Here is a 25,788-nt window from a genome sequence, read left to right on the forward strand (position 1 = left end):
GGGAGACAACACCATGGCGCCCGAGCGATCCTCTTCCGGCAGCACAGCACCGCGAGACCCGAGCCTCGCCCGGCCGATCGCCGAGCGGGCGGGGTGGGGCGAGGTGGACCTGCGCGCGGTGGACACCGTGCGGGTGCTCGCCGCCGACGCCGTCCAGAAGACCGGCAACGGCCACCCCGGTACGGCGATGAGTCTGGCGCCACTCGCCTACCTGCTGTTCCAGCAGGTCATGCGGCACGACCCCGCCGACGACCAGTGGCTGGGCAGGGATCGCTTCGTCCTCTCGTGCGGCCACACCAGCCTCACGCTCTACATCCAGCTCTACCTCGCCGGCTACGGCCTGGAGATGGAGGACCTGAAGTCGCTGCGGACCTGGGGATCGGCGACCCCCGGCCACCCTGAGTACCGGCACACCCGCGGCGTCGAGATCACCACGGGACCGCTGGGCCAGGGCATGGGCGCCTCCGTCGGAATGGCGATGGCCGCACGCAGGGAGCGCGGTCTGCTCGACCCGGACGCCGCGCCCGGCACCAGCCCGTTCGACCACCACGTGTACGTGCTGGCGTCCGACGGAGACATGATGGAGGGCGTCGCGTCCGAGGCCGCCTCGCTGGCCGGCCATCAGCGGCTCGGCAACCTCATCACGTTCTACGACTCCAACCACATCTCCATCGAGGACGACACCGACATCTCGTTCAGCGAGGACGTCCCCGCCCGCTTCGCCGCGTACGGCTGGCATGTGCAGACCGTGGACTGGACCCGCACGGGTGACTACGTCGAGGACGTCGACGCCCTGCTCACCGCGATCGAGGCGGCGAAGGCGGAGGATTCGCGGCCCTCACTGATCATGCTGCGCACGATCATCGGCTGGCCCGCACCGACGAAGCGGAACACCGGCAAGGCGCACGGGGCGGCCCTCGGGGACGAGGAGGTCGCCGGCACCAAGCGGCTCCTCGGCTTCGACCCCGAGACGTACTTCCCCATCGAGGACGAGGTACTCGCCCACACCCGGGCCGTGGGGGAGCGGGGCAGGGAAGCCAGGGAACGCTGGCGGCGTACCTACGAGGACTGGCGGGCCGCCGACCCGGAACGTGCGGCGCTGCTCGACCGGCTGCGGGAGAAGGAACTGCCCGACGGCTGGACCGACGCCCTGCCGGACTTCCCGGCCGACGCCAAGGGCATGGCCACCCGCAAGGCCTCGGGTGAGGTCCTCACCGCTCTCGCACCGGTCCTGCCCGAGCTGTGGGGCGGCTCCGCCGACCTCGCGGGCAGCAACAACACCACCATGGAGGGCGAGCCCTCCTTCATCCCGGCCGACCGGCAGACGGCCGAGTTCCCGGGAGGCCCCTACGGCCGCACCCTGCACTTCGGCATCCGCGAGCACGCCATGGGCGCCGTGCTCAACGGCATCGCGCTGCAGAGCCTGACCCGCCCCTACGGCGGCACGTTCCTCACGTTCAGCGACTACATGCGCCCCGCGGTGCGCATCGGCGCCCTGATGAAGCTCCCCGCCACCTATGTGTGGACCCATGACTCGATCGGCCTGGGTGAGGACGGCCCCACCCATCAGCCCGTCGAACACCTGGCCGCGCTGCGCGCGATCCCCGGACTCGACGTCGTACGCCCCGGCGACGCCAACGAGACCACCGTCTGCTGGCGGACCGTCCTGGAGCACACCGACCGCCCGGCCGGTCTCGTCCTGACCCGGCAGAACCTTCCGGTGCTCGACCGCGCCGACGGCGTCCACGCCTCCGCCGAAGGAGCCGCGCGCGGCGCCTACGTCCTGGTGGAGGACCCGGGGACCGCCCCCGACGTCATCCTCGTGGCGACCGGGTCGGAGGTGCAGATCGCCCTCGACGGACGCAAGCTGCTGGTCGACGAGGGACTGTCCGTACGCGTGGTCTCGATGCCCTGCCGTGAGTGGTTCGCCGCGCAGCCGCAGGCCTACCAGGACGAGGTGCTGCCACCGGACGTGCGCGCCCGTGTCAGCGTCGAGGCCGCCGTCGGGCAGGGCTGGCGCGAGGTGGTCGGCGACGCCGGCCGGATCGTCAGCCTGGAGCACTACGGCGCGTCGGCCGACTACCAGCGGCTGTACGAGGAGTTCGGCATCACCGCCGAAGCCGTCGCCGCCGCGGCACGCGCCAGCATCCGCGACGCGGTGGAACCCCCGAGGCCGGGCGGGCAGAGGCTTTAGCTCATCTGGCGCCGTACCAGTTCGTGGAGCTGCCCGCCCGTGTCCGCGAGGAGTTCGGCGGGCGGCCCCTCTTGGACGACACGGCCGCCCGCCATGACGATCACACGGTCGGCGTCCATCACCGTGGACAGCCGGTGCGCGATGACGACACGGGTGGCCCGAAGCGACCGGGTGCTCTCGATCACGGTGCGCTGGGTCTCGTTGTCGAGCGCGCTGGTGGCCTCGTCGAAGAACAGGATGCGGGGGCGCCGGACGAGCGCCTGGGCGATCATCAGCCGCTGGCGCTGCCCTCCGGAGATCGAGCCGCCACCGGAGATCATCGTGTGCAGCCCCATCGGCATCCGCTTGATGTCCTCGGCCAGTCCCGCCATCGCGGCGGCCTCCCACGCCTCCTCCTGTGTGAAGACCTCGGCGCCGCAGATGCAGTCCAGGATCGACCCGGACAGCGGCTGGGCGTTCTGCAGGACCACTCCGCACTGACTGCGCACGGCCGCCCGGTCCAGCGACGTCAGATCCTGACCGTCGTACAGGACGCTGCCCGACACCGGTTCGTCGAAACCGATGAGCAGCCTCAGCAGGGTCGACTTCCCGCATCCGCTGGGGCCCACGATCGCGACGAACTCGCCGGGCCGCACGCTGAGCGAGACCTCGTCCAGGACCACGGGACCGTCGTCGGAGTAGCGGAAGGACACCCCTCTGGCCTCGATCTCCCCGGACAGCGTGCCCGGCTGGGTGCTGGCGCCGCGAACCTCGGGTGCCTCGTCGAGCACCGGCTTGATCTGCTCGAACATCGGCAGCACGGCGGCCGCCGACACGAACGCACCGGTGAGCTGGGTGACGGCCGTCAGCAGCATCGTCACGGACGTGTTGAACGTCAGGAACTCACTGGCCGTGAGGGACCCGCGCGCCGGGCCTGCCAACAGCACGAAGACGATCAGCGAACACAGCGGCAGATACACCGCGTTGAGGACGGTCGTCAGATTCTTGATCCGGCCCGCCCGCTTCTGCAGCTCACGGCTGCGCGCGAACTCCGCGGCCCACGCGCCGTACGCGAAGCTCTCGGCCGCCGCCACCCGCAGCTTGGGCAGCCCCCGCAGCGTCTGGAAGGCCTGGTTGTTCAGCTGGTTGCCCAGCACGACAAGACGGCGCTGCCAGCGGAGCTCCCACATGCCCATGGTGAGGAACACCCCGGCGATGACCACCAGCATCGCGACCGCCGTGAGCGCCAGCGGGACACTGAACCAGAGCAGCAGACCCAGGTTCATCGCCCCGAGCGTGCCCGACTGCACCACGACGGGCCCGGTGCCCGACAACACCCTGCGGATGGAGCTCACCCCCATCGCCGCGCTCGCCAGTTCCCCCGTGGAGCGTCCGGTGAAGAACTTCGTCGGCAGCCGCAGCAGACGGTCCCAGACCGCGGGCTGGAGCGTGCTCTCGATCCGCCCCTCCATCCGCAGGATCGTGAGGTTCTGCATCAGCATGAAGGCCGCCGAGACCACACCCGAGATGATGACGGCCGCCGCCACCTGCACGATGAGGGCGTTCTCGGCGTTGGGTACGTAGACGCCGAGCACCTTCCCGGTCGCGATCGGCACCAGTGACCCCAGGGCCACCGTCACCAGCCCCGCCAGCACCAGCCTGCGCAGGTCGCCCCTGGTCCCGAACAGACCGAAGCGCAGCAGCCGCCACTTGCCCAACGGCCGCTCGGGCAACGGCCGGTAGAACATCACGGCGCGCTCGTCGAACTCCTGGGCCGAGTCGCCGCCGACACGGCTGCGCCGCCCGGTCAGCGGATTGACCGCCTCGTAGCGGCCACGGCGCCAGAGCAGGGCGACCGGTGCTCCTGACGCGGCACGATGGCCCACCAGCGGCCCGGAGTTCTCCCGCCACCAGCGCCCGTCGAGCCGCACAGCCCGGGTACGCACGCGCGAGGCGACCGCGACCCGCTCCACCGGGTCGATCCGGTCGCTCACCGCCCCGCCCGCCGCGGGCTCGGCGAGGACGATCCCGGAATCCCGCGCCACCAGACGGCAGGCCGCGTACACCGCGTCGTCCGACGCCCCCACAGCGGGCGAAGTCCCTCTCCCGGAGCGGCCGATCGAGGTCAGCAGCGCCTGGTCGGCCTCCTTACGGACGGCCTCGCCCGCCTTCATGCCCGCCGCCGTCCGGTCCTCGTGGGCACGCTCCAGCCGCTCGATCCAGCGGTCGAGCGCCGACAGCAGGCGGTACTGCTGATTGACCATCCCCTGCCACATCGCCGGATCGACGAGCAGGTCACCCGCGGCCTCGGCGCTGAAGGCGGCGCCGTACTGCACATCGCCGGGCGACACCGGCAGCCACAGGATGTCGTCGTCGCCCACCGCCCCGTCGACGGCGGTCCGCCCGTCGAGCGGGGCCTCGAACAGCACCCGCCTGCCCCGGCCCACACCGAGTGAGAAGGCGTGTTCCAGCAGGCTCAGTGTGGCGTCCCCGGTGTCGTAGTGACCGCGGTACTGCCCCTCGTACGCCCCCTGGTCCGCGTACTCGGGCCGGTACAGCTCACGCAGCGGGATCCGGCGGAGCGCGCACTCCTGGAGGGGGCGCCCGACCAAGGTGTGCTGCGGGCCCTCGACCGGGCCGAGGACGAGCGTCCCCGGTTCGAGCCGGCCCAGGAAGTGCCAGTGCCCCTGTTCCACCGCGTCCACGGCGAACAGGTCGAGGGCGCCGCCCACGACGAGCCACAGCACCTGGGGGCCCTCCAGCGACAGGCTCCGCAGCCCGGTGCAGTCGACCGGCTCACCCAGCGCTCCCAGCGCGCCGATGACCTGGTCCTGCCCGGGAGCCTCCTGGCCGGCGAGTGGATGTACGGATGCCACGTCAGTGCTCCCTGACCAGCTCGGCGTAGGGACCACCGGCGGTCACCAGATTCTCGTGCCGGCCGCGTTCCACGACCGTCCCGTGGTCCAGGACCACGATCTCGTCGCTGTCGCGCACGGTGCTCAGCCGGTGCGCGATCACCACACAGGCGCAGCCGCGCCGGCGCAGGTTGTCGATGATGATCCGCTCCGTCTCCGCGTCCAGCGCGCTGGTGACCTCGTCCAGGACCAGGATGCTGGGGCGGCGCACGAGCGCCCGGGCGATCTCCAGACGCTGGCGCTGTCCACCGGAGAAGTTACGGCCGTCCTGCTCCACCCGGCCGTGGATGCCACGGGGGCGGCGGGCGACGACGTCGTACAGCGCCGCGTCCCGCAGCGCCTCGGTCACCGCCTCGTCCGGGACCGAGGGGTCCCACAGCGCCACGTTGTCACGGACCGTCCCCTCGAAGAGGAAGACGTCCTGGTCGACGAAGGACACGGAGGCGGCCAGGGCGCCCCTGGGGATGTCCTCCAGGCGCCGTCCGTCGATACGGATCGTGCCCTCCCAGGGGCTGTAGAGCCCCGAGATGAGCCGCGAGACCGTCGACTTGCCGCTGCCCGAACCGCCGACGAGCGCCACCTGCTGCCCAGGACCCACGGACAGGGAGAAACCGGTGAGCAGCGGCTTGTCGAGCGGGCTGTAGCCGAAGGTGATGTCCTCCAGCGTCACATGGCCCTTGAGACGGCGGGTGCTCGCGGCCGGCTCCCGGCGCGAGTACAGCGGGTCCACCGGGAAGTTCTCGACATCCTTGAGGCGGGCCACATCGGCGGCGAAGTCCTGGATCCGGCCCGCCACCCCGTTGAGCCGGGTGACCGGCGCGGTGAAGCGGGTCACCAGGGCCTGGAAGGCGACGAGCAGACCGACCGAGATGTGCCCCTCGACGGCCCTGAGGCCACCGATCCACAGGATGAGCGCGCTGTTGAGCGTCGCGAGCGCGGGCGCGACGACACCCAGCCAGGCGCTCGGCACCCCGAGGCGCTGCTGCTGCTCCAGCGTCGTCGCGTGCTGACCGGCCCACCGGCGGAAGTAGCCGTTCTCGCCACCGGTGGCCTTCATCGTCTCGATGAGCTGGAGACCGGTGTACGAGGTGTTCGTCAGCCGCGCGCTGTCCGCCCGCAGCTTCTGGGTGCCGGTGGCCCGCAGCCGTACGACGATGCGCATCGCGACCACGTTCAGCAGCGCGATCCCCACCCCGATGACGGTCAGTTGCGGATCGTACGTCCACAGCAGGAACGCGTAGAGGAGGACGACGATGCCGTCCACGCCCGCCGCGGTGAGGTCCCGGGCCAGGGTCTCGGCCACGGCGTCGTTGGACTGGAGACGCTGGACGAGATCGGCGGGGCTGCGCTGCGAGAAGAAGGTGACGGGCAGCCGGAGCAGATGCCGGAAGAAGCGCGCGCTGCCCAGCGTCGAGGAGATGATGCGCCCGCGCAGCAGATTCGCCTGCTGCAGCCAGGTCAGTACGACGGTGAGGGCGACCATGGCGCCCATCGCGGCGAACAGCACGCCCAGTAGCGAGGTCTGCTCACCGATCATAAACATGTCGATATAGGTACGGCTCAGGGCAGGGAGCGTGGCGCCGACGGCCACCAGCAGCAGACTGGCGAGCAGCGCGACCAGCATCGTGCCCGTCGTGCCGCGCAGCCTGGCTGGCAGCGCGGTCATGACACCGGGCTTACGGCCACCGCGCTCGAAGTCCGCACCCGGCTCGAGGACGAGGACGACCCCGGTGAAGCTGGTGTCGAAGTCCTCGGCAGGGATGAACCGGCGCCCCTTGTCGGGGTCGTTGATGTGGACGCCCCGCCGTCCCAGCCTTCGCCCCATGCCGTCGTACACGACGTAGTGGTTGAACTCCCAGAACAGGATCGCCGGTGCCCGCACCTCGGCGAGTGCCGCGGGCTCCATCTGCATGCCCTTGGCCTGGAGACCGTAACCACGGGCCGCCTTGAGGACGTTGCTGGCGCGTGAGCCGTCCCGCGACACCCCGCAGGCGATGCGCAGTTCCTCCAGCGGAACATGGCGGCCGTAGTGGGCGAGCACCATCGCCAGCGAGGCCGCGCCGCACTCCAGGGCCTCCATCTGGAGCACGGTGGGGGTGCGCACGGTCTTCGTGCGCCCGGCCTTCGGGGCCTGTCGAGACCTCCGCCTGTTGCCCGCGGACCCCTCGGGGCGGTGCCGGCCGCGGCCGGGCGGGGGCAGCTGCTGAGCGGTGGGGGACGGGTGCGGTGCGGTCACGGGAGCAGCCAATCGATGGGGCGCTGGTCGGCGAGACGTACGGAGCCGGTGGCCAGGGTCATGGAGCCGAGCGCGTACGGCGGTCCTTCGGCCGAGGACCACAGGTAGCCGGACTTCGTGGAGCCCGAGCGTTCGATCTTCACCAGGACCGCCAACGGCCGCCCGTGCTCCGAGAACTGCTCGCCGAGCTGTGCGTCGCCGAGGAAACGGGTGATCTGCTGCTGTGTCTGCGCGGCCCTGCCGACCGCGGCGACCTTGCCGCGCAGCACCCCGTACTGCTGGGCGGGCACGGACTGGACGGTGAGGTCGACCGAGGCGCCCACCGGGACGGACGCGGCACTGCTGCCGGACACGTACAGCATGACGACCAGCGGATCGTCGGCCCCGTCGGTCCGCTCGACGCTCGCCACGTCCGCCCCGGTGGTGACCACGGCGCCGACCGTGGCGGTGACCGAGGTGAGCCGCCCCGCGTCGATCGTACGGACGACGCGTTCGCCCTGCGGCGTACGGACCTTGAGCAGGGGGGAGTTCTTGGGCAGGGTCGCGCCCTCGTCGGCGAGCACCTCGGTGATCTGCCCGGCGACCGGACTCTGCAGGATGTAACTGCCGCGGGAGTGCGTGAGGATGCCGGGGGCGTCGAGCGTGCTGGCGACGGATCCCGTCACGGCCCAGAAGCAGGCGGCTGCCATCACGGCGACGGTGACGCAGAGGACGAGCAGGCCCTGCGGGCGGGCGAAGCGCACCGGAAGATCGATTTGTTCGGGCGACTGCAGCTTGGAAAGGGCCTGTTGGCGGAACTGCACGGAACTCTTCCCTCACCTGTCAGCGGTCGGCACCGAGCCCCGGAACCATCGGGTTCCGGGGCTCGGCGGGGTGCTGCCGCGTCTCAGAGACCGGCGGTCAGGCCGGAGGCCAGACCGGTGACCGCGCCCGTGTTCACGCCGGTGGCGGACTCGACGAGACCGGTGACCGAGCCGACGACGCCGGAGACCGGGACGATGCCGTCGACGGTGCCCGTGACGTTGCCGACCACGCCGCCGACGAGGCCGCCCGAGACGTTGTCGAGGTCGCTGTCGGAGATCTCGGCGGTCTGGACCTGGGGGGTGTTGTTCATGATGAGCGCTGCCCTTCGTATAGAAATTGCCTATATACGGAAACCGGGGGTGCGGACTCCGTATGGGCCAGGATCAAAGCACGCCGGCGCCTCGTACAGCCAATCGAACTGCGGCGGATCTGTGGTTGTCGACCCGCTGGAATCGACTTACGTGCAGAGGTGGTCATTTCATGGTGGCAGATTCTTCACGAGCTTCACGGGATGAATTCGGCGGCCTTGTGATGTCGCGCCGCCCAAGTGGGGCACTCCCGCCCGAATCGGCCAACAGGCTGGTCCAGGCCTGGACTTTTGCACGCGGACCCGTGATCGCTGTGCGCACTCCGTGTGCAGGTTTCACCGATCCGGCTCGGACTCGGAAACCCTTTGCGATTCCGGGATCAGGTGACGAGGGGTGCCGCGTGGAGTTCGGAAGCTATCGATATTCACGGGACCGTAAAAGGTGAACAGGGCTCTATTTTTTTCATGCCCAGGTCGTGTGTGGACGGCGCATTTATGAAGCGCTTTTCGATTTCACGTGTTCTGTGTGTCACCCGGTCTCCGAAGATGTGGAGAAGGTGTGCCGCCATTGACTCCCTTCGGATTCATCCGATGTAACGCGTGCACCACCCTTCTCTCGGGCGAGGTGCGGCGCTACCATCGTGATGCCTTATGGGAGCGCTCCCATCTCTGTCTCGATCCCATACCGCCGCTGTGCGGCGGTCCAGCTCGGAGAGGACGTTTCCGTGCGCTTGAGCGCCAGACCGATCGCCGCCCTACTGGCGGCACTTGCCCTCACCGCGGGGTTGTCGATCACCGGAACCCCTGCCGTGGCACGCCCGGACGAAGGGCCCTCAGCGGCCGAAGCATCGGATGTGTCCGCCGATGTGGACCCATACACATGGAAGAACGCCCGGATCGATGGCGGTGGCTTCGTGCCGGGCATCGTCTTCAACCGGTCCGAGAAGAACCTCGCCTACGCGCGCACCGACATCGGCGGTGCCTACCGCTGGGACCAGGCGGGCAAGCAGTGGACGCCGCTGCTCGACTGGGTGGACTGGGACCGCTGGGGCTGGTCGGGCGTGGTGAGCCTCGCCTCCGACACGGCCGAGCCCGACAACGTGTACGCCGCCGTCGGCACGTACACCAACGACTGGGACCCGACGAACGGAGCTGTGCTGCGTTCCTCCGACCGGGGTGCCTCCTGGAAGGCGGCCACGCTGCCCTTCAAGCTCGGTGGCAACATGCCGGGGCGAGGGATGGGGGAGCGGCTCGCCGTCGACCCGAACAAGAACTCCGTGCTGTACCTCGGTGCTCCCAGCGGCAACGGGCTGTGGCGGTCGACGGACTCCGGGGTCACCTGGGCGGAGGTCACCGCCTTCCCCAATCCCGGCAACTACGCGCAGGACCCGACCGACACCAGCGGATACGGCAACGACAACCAGGGCATCGTGTGGGTGACCTTCGACGAACGCTCCGGCAGCGCGGGCAGCGCCACGCGGGACATCTACGTCGGGGTCGCCGACAAGGAGAACACCGTCTACCGCTCCACGGACGGCGGTTCCACCTGGTCCAGGATCGCCGGCCAGCCGACGGGATACCTCGCGCACAAGGGCGTACTCGACTCATCGACGGGCTACCTCTATCTGACGCTGAGCGACACCGGTGGCCCGTACGACGGCGGGAAGGGGCAGATCTGGCGGTACGACACGGAGTCCGGCGTATGGGCGGACGTCAGTCCCGTCGCGGAGGCCGACACCTTCTACGGTTTCGGCGGCATCTCCGTCGACCGGCAGGAACCCGGCACCCTGATGGCGACCGCCTACAGCTCGTGGTGGCCCGACACCCAGATCTTCCGCTCCACGGACAGCGGCGCGACATGGACACAGGCGTGGGACTACACGAGCTATCCGAACCGTTCCAACCGGTACGCGCTGGACGTCTCCTCCGTCCCCTGGCTCAGCTGGGGCGCGAACCCCGCCCCGCCGGAGACCGCGCCCAAGCTGGGCTGGATGACCGAGTCCCTGGAGATCGACCCGTTCGACTCGGACCGGATGATGTACGGCACGGGCGCCACGGTCTACGGCACCGAAAACCTCACGAACTGGGACTCCGGGAGCGAGTTCACCATCACACCCATGGTGAAGGGCCTGGAGGAGACGGCCGTCAACGACCTGGCGAGCCCGCCCTCCGGTGCACCGCTGCTGAGCGCGCTCGGTGACATCGGGGGTTTCCGGCACACCGACCTCGACGCGGTGCCCGCCATGATGTTCACCTCGCCCAACCTGGACTCGACCACCAGCCTGGACTTCGCCGAGACATCACCCGACACCGTCGTACGGGTCGGCGACGCCGAGGCCGCTCCGCACATCGGCTTCTCCACCGACAACGGGGCCAACTGGTTCGCAGGCTCCGAGCCCTCCGGAGTCACCGGCGGCGGCACGGTCGCCGCGGCGGCCGACGGCAGCGGATTCGTCTGGAGCCCGGAAGGCGCGGCCGTCCACCACACCACCGGTTTCGGTAACTCCTGGACCGCGTCGACCGGAATCCCGGAGGGAGCGACGGTCGAGTCGGACCGCGAGAACCCGGAGAAGTTCTACGGGTTCAAGGCGGGCACCTTCTACGTGTCGACCGACGGCGGCGCCACGTTCACCGCGAAGGCGACCGGCCTCCCGGCGGACGGCGAGGTCCGCTTCAAGGCGCTGCCCGGCTCCGAGGGAGACATCTGGCTCGCGGGCGGCACGTCCACGGGCGCGTACGGGCTCTGGCGCTCCACGGATTCCGGCACGAGCTTCACGAAGCTGTCCGGCGTGCAGGAGGCCGACAGCGTCGGCTTCGGCAAGGCGGCCCCCGGGGCCTCGTACCAGACCGTCTTCGTCAGCGCGAAGATCGACGGGGTGCGCGGCATCTTCCGGTCGACGGACGAGGGCGCCACCTGGACGCGGATCAACGACGACGCGCACCAGTGGGCCTGGACGGGTGCGGCGATCACCGGGGACCCACGGGTCTTCGGCCGGGTGTACGTCTCCACCAACGGCCGGGGGATCCAGGTGGGAGAGCCCTCCGGCAGCGGAGTTTCGTCCGCTCGGTGAGGAGGAGGGGCGGGGCCCGGCGATCCTCCTCGCGCCGGGCCCCGCGCCGCCGCTGTGACACGGCCCGCCTGACGGCGGTCGTGTCACGGGGCGGCGGAGTACCTGGTGTCGGCCGGGGATCCCGAACATCGGGGCGTTGGCCACCGCCGTCGGCGAGGCCGGCACACAGCCGGCCACCCCCCGCCCAGGACGACGACATCGTAGGAGGCCCTGTACGAAGCGGAGGTCATCGTCCGCCCTCGACCGGCCCGCCGTCCCCGGGGCCGTCGGCCGGCCCTCCCGTGAGCTCGGCGACCTCCGCGAGAAGTCCCGCACGGTCGATGGCGTCGCTCACGGTCGCCGGGACGGTGCACGCGTAGGCGCCGGCCACCGAGCCGTACAGCGCGCTCCGGGCCAGGTCCTCGCCCGTCAGCCGGCCGAAGAGGAAACCGGAGGCGAAGGCGTCGCCCGCCCCGTTGGAGTCGACCACCTGCCTGCGCGGCTCGACCACCGGGACATGGACCAGCCCGTCGGCGGTCAGCAGATACGCGCCCTCGGCCCCCGCGGTGGCGATCACGGCCTCGGCCCGCCCCCGCTCCAGGATGCGGCGCATCGTCTTCTCCTTGTCGAGCAGGGCCGCCGTGGAGACGAAGACGATGTCCGCGCCGTAGGCGAACGGCTCGTGGTACGGGTTCTCGCCGTCCCAGTTGTGGAGGTCGGTGGAGATGCTCAGGCCCGCCTCGCGCAGTTGGGGGAGGGCGAAGGCGCACGGATAGGTGATGGAAACATGCGCGTGGCGGCTCGCCGACGCCAGGGAATGGACCAGCTCCTCGGGCAGCCGGTCGGACTCGTGGGAGCGGGTGTCGTCGTAGAGGGAGAGCCGCCGGCCGTCAGGACCGACGAGATTGACGGCCCGCTTCGTCCCGCCGGGCAGGGGCACTTCGCTGAACCCGATGCCCCGGTCGCGGTGGAAGGCCCTGATGAGCTCGCCCGAAGGGTCGTCCCCGATCATGTCGAGGTGGTGTGTGCGCAGTCCCAGCGCGCTCAGGCCCAGCGCCACGAAGTCGCCGGTCTGCCCGGCACGGGTCTCGATGCCCGGCTGGATCATGTAGCTGTCGGCGTAGGGAAGCGGGAGCTCGGGGACGTACGCGATCGTGTCGACGCCCGATCCTCCTAGGACGAGGACGTCGTATTCGCTGCTCATCGCTGTTCCTCTCGCACACGAGGGGGCGGTGTCGTCCAGCCCCGCGCCGACCTCGCAGGCGGGTTGGCAATGACCTTTGATTGCAGGCGAGTTAAGCAGCTGCGGACGATCTCAGCAAGAACTTGCAGAGTGTTTCAGCAAGACATTGCGGACATTGGCCGAAGGTGTCCGGCCGGTGGGTACGAACGACCCCGCCCCCACCGGAACACCGGCGGGGGCGGGGTCAGGCCGTGTCACTGTGCGGCGGTCCAGGTCGTGTCGTCGTTCTCGAAGGCGCTGAGGCTCGGGTCGTGGTCGGAGGCGCCGATGTCGTACATCGATGTCATCCAGTGGTAGAAGTTGTCGCCCCGCTCCCGCAGCAGTTCGTACAGCCGCCGCATCAACCGGTCGCGCACCGGGGCGAATTCGGGGTGGGTGTACCGGTTGCTGAGCTCGTGCGGGTCGGCCTCCAGGTCGTACAGCTCGTTGACCGACTCCGGGTTGACGACGAGCTTGTAGCGGTCGTCGCGGATCATCCGCTGCGGGTAGGGGAAGTGGTGGCCGTGGAACTCCGCGACCAGCTCGCCGGGCCACTCGGGGCTCTCGCCCCTGACCAGCGGGACCAGGCTGCGGCTGTCCACCGCCGGGGACGGGTCGCAGCCCGCCAGTTCGAGCAGCGTCGCCGTGCAGTCGGTGAGGCTGACCAGCTCGTCCCTGACCTGGGGGGCCGCGCCGGGAATCCGGATGATGCCGGGGATGCGGTAGATGTCCTCGTACATCGCCGGGCCCTTGTCGTGCAGCCGGTGGGCGCCGGTGAACTCGCCGTGGTCCGCGGTGAAGAACACCGAGGTGTCGTCACCGAGCCCCAGCTCGTCGAGGCGGGTCAGGATGCGCCCGATCTGCTCGTCGATCAGGGTGACATAACCCCAGTACACGGCGATCAGCTTGCGCGTCGTCTCGATGGGGATGGTGTCGAACGCCCAGTGCGCGCTGTAGTTGCGCTGCACCGGTGGCTTGCCCTCGAAGGTCTCCGCGATGGACGGCGGCAGCTCGACGAGCTCCGGATCGTAGAGGTCGAAGTAGGCGTCGGGGAGCAGGTAGGGCAGATGGGGGCCGAAGAAGTGGGTGGCCAGGAAGAACGGCTCATCGCCCGCCGCGTAACGCTCCAGATGCTCGATCGCGCGGGTGGCGAGATAGTGCTCGAACGTCGCCTCCACCGGCTGGTGCAGCCGGGCCGCCAGCAGATTCCCCTGGTTCCCGCCCGGCGCGGTGCCCCGGACCGGCTCGGAGATGCGGTACGGCGGCAGTCCGCGCTCCTCCAGATACGCCAGGTAGTCCGGGTGGTCGACGGGGTTGTGCCAGCCCGGCAGATCGGGGCCCTCGAAACCGTACGAGGCGGCGTTGCGGTGGGTACCGCCGTGCCACTTGCCGATGAGCCCCAGCCGGTAGTCGCGCTCGGCCAGGGCCGCCGGGAAGGTGAAGGCGTCCTCCCGCAGATCCTCCAGATACCCCACGTTGCGCTCGTAGTTGGCGAGCAGCCGGTGCCGGAAGGGAGCCTGCCCGGTGAGCAGGCTCGCACGGGCCGGGGTGCAGATCGCGGTGGGCGTGTAGAAGCGGTCGAAGCGTGTACCGGTGGCCGCCAGCCGGTCCAGGTTCGGTGTGGCGACATGCGGGTTGCCGTAACAGCCGAGGGTGTCCACCCGGTGCTGATCGGTCATCAGGAACAGCAGATTCACTTCTTGAACGCCTTCGTGTAGAGGTCGCCCCCGTAGTACGTGTCCACGGCCGGGGCCTTCTTGAGCTGGCCGGTGTTCACGAAGAACTCGCCGAGCCCGTCCAGCCAGCCGTCCACGGTGCCGTCCTCGGTCCTGGCCACCAGGTCGGCGGTCGACAGCGTCTCGACGTTGGCCGCGTCCGCCACCACCTCGGCGCGGTCGATCTTCAGCAGCGCCGCGGTGGCGTCGATGGTCTCGTCGGGGTGCGCGGCACGCCAGTCGTTGGCCTTCTGGAGGACCTTGACGACCTTGGCGTCCTGCTTCGCGTCGCTCTTCGCGGGCGACACGAAGGCGTTGGGGAACGCCCTGTCCTTGAAGTCCTCGGTGCTCGCGACCTCCTGGAGACCGGGCTTCTTCGCCTTGATGTTGTCGATCAGCGGATACCAGAGGCCCGCCCCGTCGATCTGACCGGCGGCGAACGCAGAGACGACCGTGGACGGGTCCATCGGCACCTTCTCGATGTCCTTCTCCGACATCCCGGCCTTCTCCAGGGCCAGATCGAGCACCATCGCACCCGAGGTGCCTTCGGGCACCCCGACCTTCTTGCCCTTGAGGTCCTTGACGGAGGTGATGCCGGGCTGGGCTATGACCCGGTCGGCACGGCCCAGGGTGTTGATCGCGATGATCTTGGCCTTGCCCGAGGCGGGCAGCCAGAAGGCGCCGGGGCCGATGTACCCGTAGTCGAGGCTGCCCGATCCGAGCGCCTGGATCTGGAGGGGGCCGTTGGTGAACGTGCTGTACTCGGCCTTCAGGCCCTGGTCCTTCCACAGCCCCTGTTTGTCCGCGATGGCCAGCAGGCTCGCACCGTTGTAGTCGCTGATGTAACCGAAACGGACGGTGGAGGATCCACCGGACGACGAGTCGCCGGAGCATCCGGTGACGGAGAGTGCGAGGGCGGACACGGCGACGGCCGCTGTGAGGGCGCGCTGGGACAGACGCATGACGCGGGTTCCTTAGGGGAGTTCGGTGGGAGGTGCGGTGTCAGGCGGCCGCGGCGGCCGGGGTCTGGTGGTAGACGGAGGTCCACACGGCGTTGCGGATCCGGGCGAACTCGGGCGAGAGCCGGATGGCTTCGGTACGCGGATACGGCAGGTCCACATCGATGACCGACTGGATCCGGCCGGGCCGCGCCGCCATCACCACGACACGCCGGGCGAGATACACGGCCTCGTCGACGTCGTGCGTGACGAACAGGACCGTCCGCCTGTCCCGGCTCCAGGTGTCCAGGAGCTGGTCCTGCAGCTGGACCCGGGTCAGCGCGTCCAGTGCGCCGAAGGGCTCGTCCATCAGCAGCACCTGAGGATCGACCGCGTAGGCACGGGCGATGGCGCAGCGCTGCTTCATCCCGCCGGACAGCGTCTTGGGCAGTGCGTCGGCGAAGTCGGTGAGGCCGACCAGACCGATGGCACGCTCCGCCCGCCGCTTTCGCTCGGCGGCCGGCACGGACGCCAGCTTCAGCCCGAACTCGACGTTGCCGCGCACGGTCAGCCAGGGGAACAGCGCGTACTGCTGGAAGATCACCCCACGGTCGGGTCCGGGCCCGGTGACCGGCTTCCCGTCGACGAGCACCTCGCCCGAGGTCGGGACCGCCAGCCCGGCGGCCAGATTGAGCAGGGTGCTCTTGCCGCACCCGGACGGGCCGACGACGGTGACGAACTCCTCGTCACCGATGTCCAGCGACACCTCGTCCAGGGCGGTGAAGGTGGTCTTCTTCATCGGGAAGGTCCGTGAGACGTCCCGGAAGGAGATCTTGGCGTTCATCGGGTCTCCTGCCAGCGGGTGAGACGGCGTTCGGCGAGCAGCAGCAGCCGGTCCATCAGCAGGCCGAGCAGGCCGATGGTGATCACGCCGACGAAGATGGTGGGGAGGTCGTAGTAGAGCTGGGCCTTCTGCATCTCGTAGCCGAGGCCCTTCTGCGCGGCGATCAGCTCCGCCGCGACGAGCGTGCCCCAGGCCGAGCCGAGACCGATCCGCATCCCGACGAGGATGAACGGCGCCGATGCGGGCACGACGACCTTGAGGAAGATCGTCCCGTCCCTGGCGCCCAGCACCCTGGCCGCGTCGATGAGCGTCCTGTCGACCCCCACGACACCCTGGAAGGCGGCCACGACGCTCGACAGGAACGCCGCCAGGAAGATCACGAAGATCTTGGGCACCTCGCCGATGCCCATCAGCACGATGGCCAGCGGAATCAGGGCCAGCGGAGGCACCGTGCGGAAGAACTGGACGTACGGTTCGAGCAGCCCGCGCGCGACCGGGTACCAGCCCATCAGGAAGCCCACCGGCACGGCCAGCAGGGTGCCCAGCGCGAAGCCAAGCAGGACCCGCCGCAGGCTGGCCAGTGCGTCGTCGGCCAGTGTGCCGTCCGCGATCAGCTCACCCGCCTTGTCGGCCACGGCGACGGGGCCCGGCAGTCCCTGCACCCCGAGCGAGGCCAGCCAGGACCACACACCGATGCCGGCCACCAGCGCGATCAGGTTCAGGGCGAGCGCGGGAACACGGGGCCGCTTCCGCCGTGGCTCCTGGGCGCTCTCGGTGCTCTCCCGTGCGGGAGCGTCCCGCTTGACGGGTGTCTCCGTGGAACTCATGTGGCGTCCTCGGGAAGGTCTTCGCTGCCCGGTTCCGGGTAGCGGGCGAGCAGAGGGGATTCATGAAGGGCGAGGGCGACTCCGCCGAGCGCGCCGCCCGCCTCGCCGAGCCCGGCGGGCAGCAGCGTCACGCGTCCACGGGCCAACGGCATGACATGGGCGTCGAGTGCCTCCCGCACGGGTGCGAGCAGCGCGTCGCCGGCCCGGGCCAGTTCACCGCCCAGCACGATCACACCGGGACCGACGGCGTTGACGACCCCCGCGAGCACCGCGCCGGTCCTGGCGCCCGCCTCCCGCAGGACCTGATGCGCCGCCGGGTTGCCGTTCTCGACCGCCCTCAGGAGGGTCGGTACGTCATCGGCACGTCCGCCCAGCGTGCGGTAGGAGGCGAGGACAGGACCGATCGACGCGATCGTCTCCAGGCACCCCCGGCCCCCGCACTCGCACGGTCCGCCGTCGGGATCGGCGGTGATGTGCCCGAGCTCGCCGGCCAGGCCGTCCATGCCCCGGTGGAGCGAGCCGTTCACGACCAGCCCGCCGCCCACTCCGTGCGACAGCCGCAGATACAGCACATCCTGACTGGATGACGCCGCTCCCCAGGTGGACTCCGCGAGGGCGGCGAGCCGGGTGTTGTTGTCCAGCAGGACCGGGGCCCCGAACCGCTTGCCGAGCAGCCCGGCCAGGGCCCGCAGCGGCTCCTCCGGAGTGCCGCCCGCCGTGCGTACCGGGCCGACGACGCCGACCCCGACCGCACCGGTCGTGCCGAGGGCGGCCAGCCGGAGCGTGCCGCCCGCCAGCGTGGCGACCAGCCGCTCGGCCAGCTCCACCCGCCGCTCCCAGGAGAGCCCGGGAGGATGGGCCCGGCTCGCCGAACCGATCACCTCGTGCGCCACGTTGGCGGCGGCCACATGGACGGCACGGCGGGCGAAGTCGATGCCGACAGCCTGGCCGGCCGCCGGATTGAGCGTGAGGTGTTCCACCGGACGGCCACGCTTGCGCGGACCTGGCTCGGCGGCGGCCGCGACGACGGCGCCGCTCGCGACCAGGGTCCCGACTATGTCGTACAGCGTGGTGCGCGACAGCCCGGCCTGGCGTCCGAGCTCGGCCCGGCTCTGGGGTCCGTGCCGGCGCAGCAGACCGAGTACGCGTTCCTCGTGCCCGCGCCTCAGCCGCGAGAGAGGGCCACCGTGTGAGTGCATGGCGTCCAGCATGAGGACCATGCGATTTTTTAGTCAATGACCCGGAAAAATATTCATGTTGCCGCAATGGCAGCGGGGTCAGGCCGTGCGCACGGTCCGGAAGCCGAGGTTCCCCGTGGTGCTGTCCGGGGTGTTGCGGGTACGGGCGGCCACCCGGTACCGGTTGCAGTACGAGCGGTGGCACAGATAGGAACCGCCCCGCATCACCTTGGACTCGCCCCCGGACGGACCACGCGGGTCGCTCCGGCGCACCGTGGGGTGTGCGGTGCTCCACCAGTCCTGGCACCACTCCCAGACATTGCCCGCCATGTTGTACAGACCGTGGCCGTTCGGCAGGTAGGCATCGACCGGGGCCGTGCCCGCGTAGCCGTCGTCGGCGGTGTTCTTCGTGGGGAAGTGGCCCTGCCAGATGTTGCAGCGGTGCTCCCCGCCCGGCGTCAGCTCGTCGCCCCACGGATAGCGGGCCTGCTCCAGACCGCCCCGGGCCGCGTACTCCCACTCGGCCTCCGTCGGCAGCCGGGTACCCGCCCAACGGCAGTACGCGCGCGCGTCGTTCCAGGAGATGTGCACCGCGGGATGGTCCCCGCGGTCCTCGATCGCGCTTCCGGGTCCCTCGGGTGCGTTCCACCGGGCGCCCTCGACCCCGCACCACCAAGGAGTGGCGTCGGGACGGCCGGCGCCGCGCCGGAGCGCGGCCGGGAGGAACCCGGCGAAGACGTACGACCAGCCGAACCGCTCGGCCTCCGTGACGTACCCGGTGGCCGAGACGAACGCGGCGAACCGCTCGTTGCTGACGGCGTGCGCGTCGATGTGGAAGGCGGAGACCCGCACCTCGCGGACCGGCCCCTCACCGTCGTCCCGGAACCCGTCCGGATCCTCGGAGCCCATGAGGAACGACCCGCCGGGGAGCAGCACCGTCGTCCCCTTCGTGTCCGGCGGCCGAGGGGTGTCGTGGCGGGGGGAGATCTGGTCGGAGTGGGTGGTTCCGGACAGGCCGTCAGGCCTCCCGCGGCCGGGGGAGCAGCAGCCGGACGCTGCGATGTCGTTCATGTCGCGATCCTACGAGCACCGAGGCCCCCTCTACACGGATGATCGTCGCCGCCCAAACCTCCTCACGGCGTGGCGTGCCGTCCAACGGGTGACATCTGGCTCCCTGTCACACGATGAGCCCACCGGGTCCCTCGAATGCGGCCTCCCCGAGTGGTGGGTCCCCGGATTTCGACTGACGGTGGATCACGTCGCACCCGTGATCCGAGGAGCCGGCAACCAGCCGGCCAGCGCGGGGGTGGCGAAAGGACTGTGTATCCATGCGCTCTACCCGCACCCTGTTCGCATCGGCCGCCGTCACGGCGGTCCTCGCGGTCTCCGTTCCCGCCGCATACGCCGTGACCTCGGCGGACGACTGGAGCAAGGACAGCGGTTCCTCCGCCGGCAGCCACGACAACCACGAGAAGTCGGACTCGGGGAAGTACGCCAAGCCCGAGGGCGGTGTGCACGCCGGTGGCGGCGCGCTGGCCGGTCTGTCGTCCGACGACTGGCAGAAGGACAAGGAGTCCGGCTCGGACAGCGAGAAGGACTGGAAGCACGAGAAGCCCGAGGGCGGCGTCCACACCGGTGGCGGGGCGCTCGCCGGTCTGTTCTCCGACGACTGGCAGAAGGACAAGGAGTCCGGCTCGGACAGCGAGAAGGACTGGAAGCACGAGAAGCCCGAGGGCGGGGTGCACGCCGGCGGCGGCGCGCTGTCCGCCGTGTCGTCCGACGACTGGCAGAAGGACAAGGAGTCCGGCTCGGGCTCCGGCGACAGCGAGAAGAACTGGAAGCACGAGAAGCCCGAAGGTGGCGTCCACACCGGCGGCGGAGCGATGGCGCTCTCCGGCAGCGGCCTGGCCGCCGGATCCGTGCTGATGCTCGGTGGCCTCGGCGCCGTCGCGTACAAGCTGCGCCGCCGCAACGCCTCGGGTGCCGCGGCTGTCTGACAGGTGCCCCGCACCGCTGAATGAATCCTGTCGTGGCCGCCGCCCTCATCCGGGCGGTGGCCGCGCCGATTTTCCCGTACGTCCGTACCGCCTGTACGCCCGTATCGCCCGTACGTCTGTATCGCCCGCCTGTACCGCCCGCCCGTCACTCCCGTACGCGAAAGGCAGCACGCGCATGGCCGCCCCGCAGCAGTCCGAACCAGATTCCGCCGCCTCCCCTGCCCTCGGCCGTTCTCTGCTGTGGCCCGTCGCGGCGGTGGGGCTCGGCTTCCTCCTCGTCTACAACTCCTTCGACGCCTCGGCCGGAGTCCCGCCGGCCCCCTCCGTGGTCTCCCTCCCCGCGCCCTCGTCCACCGCGGCGCCCGCGCCGAAGGCATCGTCGTCCGCCGCTCAGCTCGGGCTGCCCGCGTCCGATCCCCAGCGGATCTCGATCAAGTCGATCGCGGTCGACGCGCCCTTCACCCCGCTGTCGATCGGCTCCTCCGGACAACTGGACGCGCCGCCCGCGAACGACCCGAATCTCGTGGGGTGGTTCAAGGACGGCGCCACTCCCGGTGAGCGCGGCACCTCGGTGGTGGCAGGGCATGTCGACACCAGGACCGGCCCCGCCGTGTTCCTGCTGCTCAGCACGCTCAAGGCCGGTAATTCGGTGGACATCACCCGTCAGGACGGCGCCATCGCCACCTTCAAGATCGACTCGGTCGAGACCTTCAGCAAGGCGGACTTCCCGAACGACCGGGTGTACGCCGACAAAGGCACCGCACAGCTGCGCCTGATCACCTGTGGCGGCGTCTACGACAAGAAGAAGAAGGACTACGAGGACAACGTGGTGGTGTTCGCCCACCTCGCCTCGGTCAAGAACTCCTGAGGCCGTCCGGCGCCCGGCCGTGTCCGCGGCTTGCCCCTGACGTAAGGGTGAGGGCTTAGCGTCTGCGTGCTTCCGGCCACCCCGGCCCGGAGCACACAGACGAGGAGTCCGCCATGACCGCATCCCCGGCCCTGCCCCGTACGTCCCGCGAGGTACAGCTCACGGCCGTACCCGGCGGACTGCCGCGCCCCGAGCATCTGCGCGTCGTGGAACAGCCACTGCCACGGCCCAGGGAGGGGGAGGTGCTGGTCCGCAACACGCACTTCCAGGTCTTCCCCGCCCTGCGCACCCTCATCGGGGGCGGGGTCGAGGGCGCACCCGTCCCCGGTCTCCGCCCCGGTGACGCACTGTTCGGGCCGGCCGTCGGCGAGGTCGTGGAGCGTCCGGGCGACGCCGGACCGCCCGTGGGCGCGCCGGTCTCGCACTTCCTCGGCTGGCGGGAGTACGCGGTGGTGCCCGCCGCGAAGTGCGCGCTGCTCGACGACGGCGCGCTCCCCGACCGGACGGCGCATTTCTCCCAGGGCTCCCTGGCCTATGCGGCCCTCACCCGGTTCGCCGAACTCCAGCCGGGGGAGACCGTGTTCGTCTCGGGCGGTGCGGGAGGGATCGGCTCCATGGCGGGTCAGATCGCCCGGCTGCTGGGCGCCGGACGCGTGATCGGATCCACGGGCTCAGCGGCCAAGGCCGAGCGGATGACGGACGGTCTCGGATACGACGCGGTCGTGCTCAGGGCACCGGAAGACTCCTTCTCCGACCGGCTGGCCGAAGCGGCACCCGAGGGTATCGATGTCTTTGTCGACATGGTCGGGGGTGAGCAGCTGCGGGCGGCCGTACGCGCGGCACGGCCCGGCGCCCGGTTCGCCCTGGTCGGGACCCTGGCGGGTCAGCTCTCCGGAGACGGGGGAGGGGCCACGGCGCCGGTCGAGCTCGACACGTTCCAGCTGGTCCTCAAGCGGATCACCCTGCGGGGGATCACCGGGCAGGACCACCAGGAGGTCCACGCCGAGTGGATCCGGACATTCGGCGGGTGGCTGCGCTCCGGTGAGATCACCTTTCCGCAGGTACGGATCGCGGGCATGGACAAGGCCCCCGGCGCGTTGCACGCGTTGATGGACGGAGAGCATCTCGGCACCGTGGTGGTCGAGGTGTAGGGCCGGGACGGCACAGCGGCACATGGGGGTGGACATGCGGATCGGTGACGCCGCGGCGGCGGCCGGGACCACACCGAGAGCGCTTCGGTTCTACGAGGAGCGGGGGCTGCTGCCCCCTCCGGCGCGCAGCACCACGGGGCAGCGCCAGTACAGCGCACGCGATGTCGCCCGGGTCGGCTTCATCCGCGAGCTGCTGTCCCTGGGGCTGACCGTGGAGGACCTGAGCGGCTGCGCCGACCGTCTGGACCTCCTGATGGACGGTCCGCCGCAGCGGTGCGCCGGCACGGGGACCGGGAACCGGCCGAATCCCGGGGTCGCCGCGCGGAGGCTGGCCGTGATCGATGCGGAGATCGCCCGCCTGACCCGGCTGCGTGAGCAACTGGCGGCCCGGGTCGGGGTGAGGTCGTGAACCGAGTGAGGCCGTACACGGGTGAGTCGTAATATCCGACGGTGACGAGGAAACCCGCGGACGCGTGGCCACGGCAGCGGTACCCGGATCTCTCCGAGCTCGGACCGCTCGTCCGGCACGCGGACCGGCGCACGCGGCACCAGGGGCTCACCCTCCTCGCCGACCGGGCGGCCTCACCCCGGCTGCCGGCCGGTGAAGCGGCCGAGCCGGCGGGACTGCTGCCGCACGACGTGTGGCGCTCCCGCTACCCGGATGTCCTGGAGCGGCTCACCGCGTCCGAGGGGGGCGCGCCGCCGCTGCCTTGAGCCGCTCAGTGGGCAGCGCCCTCCCGCTCGGCCACGGCGACCTGGTGCAGTGTGCGGCCGGTGCGCGCCGAGCGGGCGTGGTAGGGATCGGGGGTGCCCGGCCTGTCATGGACGGCCTGCCGGTCGTTGGCCTTGATCAGCAGCCAGGCCTCGGGTCCCGGGGTCCCGTCCTGGTCGTCGATGCGGAAGCGGGTGAGTGCGAACTCCCCGTGCAGCTTGGCCCCGTCGAGCCGGAACGTGGCATGACCGCGCTCCAGGGAATCGGCGAACGGGACGGGCGCACCCGCGAGGTCGTGGCTGGTGGGGCTGTAGGTGCCCTGGTCCCAGACGATCACCGCGCCGCTGCCCTGTTGGTCGCGTGGGATGACGCCTTCGAACTCGCGGTACTCCAGGGGGTGGTCGTCCGTCGGCACGGCCAGCCGTTTGTCGCTCGGATTGTCCGAGGGGCCGCGCGGCACGGCCCAGGACTTCAGGACGCCGTCGACCTCGAGGCGGAAGTCGAAATGCATACGCCGGGCGTCGTGGATCTGCACCACGAAACGCCGTGTGCTGTCGCTGTCCACGCCTGATCCTTCCGCCGGGATGCGTCGGACGATGCGCGCCTGCCCGGTCGGCCGCGCGGGGCCCGCACAGTCCATGCCTCCACTGTGCGGTCATCGGCCGCACGTCGCACGGCGGCAGTCGTGCCGGGTCCTGTGTGAACAGGCCATGACGTGTGCCCGTACCCGTCCGGTCTGGACCAGATCCTTGACGGACCTGCGGGCACTGCCTTAAATCAAGTGTTGAAAGATACGTCCGGGGTACACGCCTCACGCGTTCATCTCTCGGCGCATCTGTCATGTGCATGACTGTCATCCCCCCACCTGAAATGAAGTGATGACTGTGCCTTCCCCCCACCGCGTACGCCGTCTCTCGAAGAGGCGCCGCACCACCCTGTACGCCGCTCTCTCCCTGTTGTGCTGTTCCGTGGTGATGACCGCGCTGCCCGCCGGCGCGTCGGCCGCACCCGAGGCGCACACGGGTACCTCCTCCACGGCTGCCGCCTCGGCGCAGGCCGTGGCGTTCTCCGACGACTTCGACGGACCCGCTGGTTCCGCCGTCGACAGCGCCAAGTGGCTGACGGAGACCGGCGACAACGTCGACAACCACGAAGGGCAGTACTACACGGCGGGCACCGACAACGCCGCACTCGACGGCAACGGCAACCTCGTCATCACCGCCCGCAAGGAGAACCCCGCCAACTACCAGTGCTGGTACGGGACCTGCGAGTACACCTCGTCCCGTCTCAACACCTCGGGCAAGTTCACCTCGACGTACGGCCACGTCGAGAGCAGGATGAAGATCCCGCGCGGCCAGGGCATATGGCCCGCCTTCTGGATGCTGGGCGCCGACATCGGTGACGTCGGCTGGCCCAACAGCGGTGAGATCGACATCATGGAGAACGTCGGCTTCGAGCCCGGCACCGTCCACGGCACCCTGCACGGCCCCGGCTACTCCGGCGCGGGCGGCATCGGCGCCGGCTACAACCTCCCCGACGGAGCCGACTTCGCCGACGACTTCCACACCTTCGCCGTGGACTGGGCCCCCGACTCCATCAGCTGGTCCGTCGACGGCGTCGTCTACCAGGAGAGGACGCCCGCGGACGTCAACGGCAACGACTGGGTGTTCGACAAGCCCTTCTTCCTCATCCTCAACCTCGCCGTCGGAGGCGACTGGCCGGGCAACCCCGACGACAGCACGCAGTTCCCGCAGGAACTCGTCGTCGACTACGTCCGGGTGACCACCGGCGACTGAGCGTGGACACCGGCCGGCGGGCACCCGCTGCCGCCGGCCGGTGTGCCGACGTAGCATGATCTGCATGGAGCAGCGAACACTCGGCAGGACCGGCCGTGACGTATCGGTCGTAGGACAGGGCACCTGGCAGCTCGGCGGGGACTGGGGCGAGGTGCGCGAGGCCGACGCCTTCGGCGTCCTCGATGCCGCGGTCGAGTCGGGGGTCACCTTCTTCGACACCGCCGACGTCTACGGCGACGGCCGCAGCGAGCAGCTCATCGGCCGCTATGTGAAGGACCGCCCGGATGCGGACATCTTCGTCGCCACCAAGATGGGCAGGCGCGCCGAGCAGCTCCCCGCGAACTACGTCCTGGACAACTTCCGCAGCTGGAACGACCGTTCACGCACCAACCTGGGCGTCGACACCCTCGATCTCGTCCAGCTGCACTGCCCGCCCACGGCCGTCTACTCCTCCGACGCCGTGTACGACGCCCTGGACACGCTCGTCGCCGAGCAGCGGATCGCCGCGTACGCGGTGAGCGTGGAGACGTGCGCCGAGGCGCTCACGGCCATCGCCAGGCCCGGCGTCGCGAGCGTCCAGATCATCCTCAACCCCTTCCGCCTCAAGCCACTCGACGAGGTCCTCCCCGCCGCCGTGGCCGCCGGGGTCGGCATCATCGCGCGCGTCCCGCTCGCCTCGGGGCTGCTCTCCGGCAGGTACACCGCCGACACCGTCTTCGCCCCCGACGACCACCGCACGTACAACCGCCACGGCGAGGCCTTCGACCAGGGCGAGACCTTCTCCGGTATCGACTACGCGACCGGTGTGGCCGCCGCCGCCGAATTCTCCGAGCTCGCTCCCGAAGGCGCCACCCCGGCGCAGACCGCGCTGCGCTGGATCATCCAGCAGCCCGGGGTCACCAGCGTCATCCCCGGTGCACGGTCGGTGGAGCAGGCACGCGCCAACGCGTCGGCCGCCGCTCTCCCGCCGCTCCCGCAGAGCACCCTCGACGCGGTGCGCGACCTGTACGACCGACGGATCCGCGCGGAGGTCCACCCGCGCTGGTGAGCCCGCG

The 25,788-nt window shown here is 70.3% G+C and carries 21 protein-coding genes; 9 read left to right on the forward strand and 12 right to left on the reverse strand.

The features are described from left to right. Positions 1-13: 13 nt before the first annotated feature. The gene (gene tkt / locus OG623_RS32120; protein WP_406151106.1) at positions 14-2,194 is read left to right on the forward strand and encodes a transketolase; all 2,181 of its coding nucleotides are present in this window, start codon (positions 14-16) and stop codon (positions 2,192-2,194) included. Here the strand turns inward: tkt and OG623_RS32125 are convergent. The 4 genes from OG623_RS32125 to OG623_RS32140 form a co-directional block, all read right to left on the reverse strand. Further along, the gene (locus OG623_RS32125; RefSeq protein ID WP_406151107.1) at positions 2,191-5,049 is read right to left on the reverse strand and encodes an NHLP bacteriocin export ABC transporter permease/ATPase subunit; all 2,859 of its coding nucleotides are present in this window, start codon (positions 5,047-5,049) and stop codon (positions 2,191-2,193) included. The two genes, tkt and OG623_RS32125, sit on opposite strands and share 4 nt — an antisense overlap. A gap of 1 nt (position 5,050) precedes the next feature. Further along, positions 5,051-7,324 carry an NHLP family bacteriocin export ABC transporter peptidase/permease/ATPase subunit gene (locus OG623_RS32130; protein ID WP_406151108.1) on the reverse strand — a complete coding sequence of 758 codons (2,274 nt, stop codon included), beginning with the start codon at positions 7,322-7,324 and terminating at the stop codon, positions 5,051-5,053. Then, positions 7,321-8,127 carry an HlyD family efflux transporter periplasmic adaptor subunit gene (locus OG623_RS32135; RefSeq protein ID WP_406151109.1) on the reverse strand — a complete coding sequence of 269 codons (807 nt, stop codon included), beginning with the start codon at positions 8,125-8,127 and terminating at the stop codon, positions 7,321-7,323. Before OG623_RS32135 ends, OG623_RS32130 begins: the two co-directional genes overlap by 4 nt. A gap of 83 nt (positions 8,128-8,210) precedes the next feature. Further along, positions 8,211-8,438 (reverse strand): type A2 lantipeptide, encoded by a 228-nt coding sequence (locus OG623_RS32140; protein ID WP_406151110.1) that lies wholly within the window; start codon positions 8,436-8,438, stop codon positions 8,211-8,213. Positions 8,439-9,160: 722 nt separating this feature from the next. Here OG623_RS32140 and OG623_RS32145 point away from each other — a divergent pair. Continuing rightward, complete coding sequence (locus tag OG623_RS32145; protein WP_406151111.1) at positions 9,161-11,506, forward strand: xyloglucanase; 2,346 nt, start codon at positions 9,161-9,163, stop codon at positions 11,504-11,506. A gap of 226 nt (positions 11,507-11,732) precedes the next feature. Here the strand turns inward: OG623_RS32145 and OG623_RS32150 are convergent, their stop codons facing one another. The 7 genes from OG623_RS32150 to OG623_RS32180 all read right to left on the reverse strand — a co-directional run bounded on the left by OG623_RS32150 (position 11,733) and on the right by OG623_RS32180 (position 19,280). Further along, entirely contained in the window at positions 11,733-12,689 is a 957-nt protein-coding gene (locus tag OG623_RS32150; protein WP_406151112.1) for an adenosine kinase, read from the reverse strand. A gap of 233 nt (positions 12,690-12,922) precedes the next feature. Further along, positions 12,923-14,404 (reverse strand): sulfatase-like hydrolase/transferase, encoded by a 1,482-nt coding sequence (locus OG623_RS32155; protein ID WP_406151113.1) that lies wholly within the window; start codon positions 14,402-14,404, stop codon positions 12,923-12,925. Next, a complete protein-coding gene (locus tag OG623_RS32160; RefSeq protein ID WP_406151114.1) occupies positions 14,401-15,384 on the reverse strand; it encodes an aliphatic sulfonate ABC transporter substrate-binding protein in 984 nt (327 codons plus the stop codon). The genes OG623_RS32155 and OG623_RS32160 overlap by 4 nt, the downstream gene beginning before the upstream one ends. A 40-nt stretch (positions 15,385-15,424) precedes the next feature. After that, positions 15,425-16,204, reverse strand: a complete 780-nt coding sequence (locus OG623_RS32165; protein WP_406151115.1) for an ABC transporter ATP-binding protein — start codon at positions 16,202-16,204, stop codon at positions 15,425-15,427. Further along, complete coding sequence (locus OG623_RS32170) at positions 16,201-17,031, reverse strand: ABC transporter permease (protein WP_406151116.1); 831 nt, start codon at positions 17,029-17,031, stop codon at positions 16,201-16,203. Before OG623_RS32170 ends, OG623_RS32165 begins: the two co-directional genes overlap by 4 nt. Then, positions 17,028-18,242: an ROK family protein gene (locus tag OG623_RS32175; RefSeq protein WP_406151117.1), complete on the reverse strand. Its 1,215-nt coding sequence runs from the start codon at positions 18,240-18,242 to the stop codon at positions 17,028-17,030. The genes OG623_RS32170 and OG623_RS32175 overlap by 4 nt, the downstream gene beginning before the upstream one ends. A gap of 66 nt (positions 18,243-18,308) precedes the next feature. Beyond that, positions 18,309-19,280 (reverse strand): formylglycine-generating enzyme family protein, encoded by a 972-nt coding sequence (locus tag OG623_RS32180; RefSeq protein ID WP_406151118.1) that lies wholly within the window; start codon positions 19,278-19,280, stop codon positions 18,309-18,311. Positions 19,281-19,537: 257 nt separating this feature from the next. Between OG623_RS32180 and OG623_RS32185 the strand changes: the two genes are divergently transcribed. The 5 genes from OG623_RS32185 to OG623_RS32205 all read left to right on the forward strand — a co-directional run bounded on the left by OG623_RS32185 (position 19,538) and on the right by OG623_RS32205 (position 22,939). Beyond that, positions 19,538-20,206 (forward strand): hypothetical protein, encoded by a 669-nt coding sequence (locus OG623_RS32185; RefSeq protein ID WP_406151119.1) that lies wholly within the window; start codon positions 19,538-19,540, stop codon positions 20,204-20,206. 175 nt (positions 20,207-20,381) lie between these two features. Then, on the forward strand, positions 20,382-21,074 hold the full coding sequence (locus tag OG623_RS32190) for a class F sortase (RefSeq protein WP_406151120.1): 693 nt from the start codon (positions 20,382-20,384) through the stop codon (positions 21,072-21,074). A gap of 113 nt (positions 21,075-21,187) precedes the next feature. Beyond that, positions 21,188-22,225, forward strand: a complete 1,038-nt coding sequence (locus tag OG623_RS32195) for an MDR family NADP-dependent oxidoreductase (RefSeq protein ID WP_406151121.1) — start codon at positions 21,188-21,190, stop codon at positions 22,223-22,225. 34 nt (positions 22,226-22,259) lie between these two features. After that, positions 22,260-22,634, forward strand: a complete 375-nt coding sequence (locus OG623_RS32200) for a MerR family transcriptional regulator (protein WP_406151122.1) — start codon at positions 22,260-22,262, stop codon at positions 22,632-22,634. A gap of 41 nt (positions 22,635-22,675) precedes the next feature. Beyond that, on the forward strand, positions 22,676-22,939 hold the full coding sequence (locus tag OG623_RS32205) for a hypothetical protein (protein WP_406151123.1): 264 nt from the start codon (positions 22,676-22,678) through the stop codon (positions 22,937-22,939). 5 nt (positions 22,940-22,944) lie between these two features. Here the strand turns inward: OG623_RS32205 and OG623_RS32210 are convergent, their stop codons facing one another. After that, positions 22,945-23,502, reverse strand: a complete 558-nt coding sequence (locus OG623_RS32210) for a DNA polymerase ligase N-terminal domain-containing protein (protein WP_406151124.1) — start codon at positions 23,500-23,502, stop codon at positions 22,945-22,947. Between the two features lie 313 nt (positions 23,503-23,815). Between OG623_RS32210 and OG623_RS32215 the strand changes: the two genes are divergently transcribed. Continuing rightward, positions 23,816-24,733, forward strand: a complete 918-nt coding sequence (locus OG623_RS32215; RefSeq protein WP_406151125.1) for a family 16 glycosylhydrolase — start codon at positions 23,816-23,818, stop codon at positions 24,731-24,733. A 55-nt stretch (positions 24,734-24,788) separates the two neighbouring features. After that, a complete protein-coding gene (locus OG623_RS32220) occupies positions 24,789-25,781 on the forward strand; it encodes an aldo/keto reductase (RefSeq protein WP_406151126.1) in 993 nt (330 codons plus the stop codon). The last annotated feature ends 7 nt before the right edge of the window (positions 25,782-25,788 follow it).

The sequence above is a fragment of the Streptomyces sp. NBC_01012 genome (genome assembly GCF_045162755.1).
Classification (GTDB): Bacteria; Actinomycetota; Actinomycetes; order Streptomycetales; family Streptomycetaceae; genus Streptomyces.